Raw genomic sequence first — 2,873 nt, 5'->3', positions numbered from 1 at the left:
CTCCAAGAATCGGCTTCGCCCCTACGCCACGAATAGCTTTGTAGAACTTCACATACGCACAAAGATTAGACTGGTCCGTAATCGCGATCGCTGGAGTCTCAGTTTCTTCGATATATTTTGCGAGAGGCTTGATGCGAACCATGCCGTTGACGAGTGAAAACTCGGTGTGGACACGTAAATGAACAAACTGTGGAGGCGTGCCAGACGACATGAAACAGGGGTTCCTAAATAAAGCAAAGGGTAACTACACGAGGAGCATATTATGCTATCATGCGCAGCAATAAGCTTAAATATTTACTGCTAAATTTAGGTCTAAATATAAGTGCGAAGACAGAGCTGTCGTTGAAGCCAAAACGATCAGCGCGGCTACCCTATTCAACACATCATGAAGGTAACGCCCTGAAACCAATAATTAACTTGTCATGGAGTGCTAGAGCCGGTCCAACTGCTCTTCAATCTCAGCAACTTTATTCGCAACAACTTTCTCTAAGTGTCTCAGGTCTGACAAGATCTTTTCTTTTGCGTTCTTTTCGACTGACTTCTTTTTTGTGATTGCGTCTAAGTCACTCATCACCGACACAAGCATTGGCGACACCTCACTAATCTGCGTGTAACTATCGCTTGAAAATTCTTTCATGGGCTTGCTTGAGCGATGGAATTTGAACTTCTCACTTTTATGAAAAATGGCGCCTTTTTCACGATGGTGATACACCTTCAAAACATCAAAATCACCTTCATTACGAACGGTGTAGTAATCAATATTATTCAGATTTTTGATACCAAGAGATTTCAAGCTTTCCATTAAAGGGGTCCTCCCTGATTCGCGAACGCAATAGTTTGAATGTTATTAGATAGTCGTTAAACCCGCATTTTTCAAGCTTTGCGCAATCCACGAAGCAGATATGAATTACTTCGCTACAAGCACATTACAAATAACACTAAGCGTGTCGAGAAACTTTACAGTTTATTGAATATAGGAAAGACAAAATTCTTATAAAGCAATGATACATATACATTTTTAGATACCGGACTATTTATTGCTTTAAAAATTAAGCAAATTTATCGCAGTAAATAAAAAGGGACGTAAAGATGAAATTAGCACGAATTATCACTGGCGCAGCGCTTTGCTTTAGCGCAACAGCTCAAGCGAATCTTATTCTTAACGGTGGCTTTGAAGCACCTGAACTTAATGACGGCAGCGGCTGGATTTACGAATCCTCAGGTGACGTACCAGGCTGGGAAGGCAGCAACATCGAAATCTGGGAATCAGGTTTTAATGGCGTGACTTCGGCGGAAGGTACACAGCATGGCGAGCTTAACGCACATCCAAACACCGGAACTGAATTCTCAATCTACCAAGTGTTTGACACAACAGCTGGCTTCGAATACAACGTCTCTTTCGCGTACCGTGCACGTTCAAGCGAAAACGAAACTTTCCAATTCGACATCTACGCGGTAGATGAAAGTGATGAGGACTTCCAAGAGACTATTATTTCTGAAACAATCGAAGACCACACTACTTCAGCGTGGAGCTACTTCACAGCAACGTTCGAAGCGTTAAGCGAGCAAACGTACATTCGTTTCACATCTATCACACCAGAAGTCGGCACAGTTGGTAACTTCCTTGATGACGTGAAAGTGACTCCTACTGCCGTCTCTGAACCAGCGACATTAGCACTTCTTGGCCTTGGCCTTGCAGGTTTAGGTGCAGCACGACGCAGACAAAAATAAGTAGTTTTTAACTTCTTATCAAAGCGCCTTCGGGCGCTTTTTTTATGTCTAACTACCCCTTAAATACGCGCATCAATCAAAGAAAGCCTTTTAGCGCGCCCCATACAGCGAAGTGCCTCCAGCCACCTACGCTTAACACCTTTTACACCATCCCCTATGAAGATTATGCGAGCCCCGCCAACTATCCAAACGGATTCCTGCAAAATATTAGCTGATACAGGACGATGCCAGCGTACTCTAAGTAAAGCAACGCCCTGCCCTCTACACTTTACTCTCTGCCCCGATACTTCATAAACACTATCACTCAGGCATAAAAAAACCCGCTTCAAGAAGCGGGTTTTGAATTCATCAAACGATTAAGCTTGACGGCGGCGCGCTGCACCAAGACCTAATAGACCTAGTCCCATCAAAGCCAGTGTTGCCGGCTCAGAAACCGCAACGGCATTCAAACCAACAACCAAGTCGTCATGGTTATCGTCTGGACCTGCACCTGAATCGTCAAACAATAGAATTGCGTCATACATAACGCCATCCCACATTGAATCAAGCATTACAGCGAAAGACTGATATTGATTACCAACAACTGGGTTGTTTGGGTTTTCAACACCGCTGTTTACATTGTTCGCGTAAAAGCTGAATACCAACTCATCCGCTGTAGCAGAAAAGCTATCACCAACTGTTGATGCGTTTCCGCCACGGTTTGAGAACGTATTATTGTATGCTTCGAAATCGTTGTCATAGCCTGCTTCAAAACCTAAGTATGTAAAGGTCAGATCAGCCATGCCGTTCAATTCAAGAATACCGCCAATACCGTATTGGCTACCTGCTGCAATTTCATCATCTAAAAAATCGTTATTCGTTGCAACATCAACAAACGAAGGACCTGTATACGTCAACAATCCATCGTTCGAATCTAAAACTGCAGATTGCGCGCTAGTCGCTGCTGCAGCTAGGGTCAGACCCGCAAGTAATTTTCCAAATTTCATTTTGAATACTCCAAATGTTCAATCCATGTAAGCGTCATTCTATTCTTATAAATCGGCTTGGGAGTAATACTAGCAATAATCAAACCTATAATAATTTATATCTATAAATCATAGCCTTATAAAGAAATTATAAGAATACAGCTCATATCAAACAGT

The 2,873-nt window shown here is 42.7% G+C and carries 4 protein-coding genes; 1 reads left to right on the top strand and 3 read right to left on the bottom strand.

Going from position 1 to position 2,873, the window contains the following annotated elements; all coding sequences use genetic code 11:
- On the bottom strand, positions 1-211 hold a 211-nt coding region (locus A3762_RS09410; RefSeq protein ID WP_156493355.1), incomplete at its 3' end, for a PHP domain-containing protein.
- A gap of 219 nt (positions 212-430) precedes the next feature.
- Positions 431-802 carry a DUF3461 family protein gene (locus A3762_RS09405; RefSeq protein WP_068755133.1) on the bottom strand — a complete coding sequence of 124 codons (372 nt, stop codon included), beginning with the start codon at positions 800-802 and terminating at the stop codon, positions 431-433.
- Between the two features lie 287 nt (positions 803-1,089).
- On the opposite strand from A3762_RS09405, the gene A3762_RS09400 reads away from it, so the two are divergent.
- Positions 1,090-1,731 carry a DUF642 domain-containing protein gene (locus tag A3762_RS09400; protein ID WP_068755131.1) on the top strand — a complete coding sequence of 214 codons (642 nt, stop codon included), beginning with the start codon at positions 1,090-1,092 and terminating at the stop codon, positions 1,729-1,731.
- Between the two features lie 356 nt (positions 1,732-2,087).
- Here the strand turns inward: A3762_RS09400 and A3762_RS09395 are convergent, their stop codons facing one another.
- Positions 2,088-2,717, bottom strand: coding sequence for a PEP-CTERM sorting domain-containing protein (locus A3762_RS09395; protein ID WP_068755129.1), 630 nt, complete (start codon positions 2,715-2,717; stop codon positions 2,088-2,090).
- Between the last annotated feature and the right edge of the window lie 156 nt (positions 2,718-2,873).

The organism is Oleiphilus sp. HI0125, from assembly GCF_001635355.1.
This window is presented reverse-complemented; position numbering and strand designations above follow the sequence as displayed.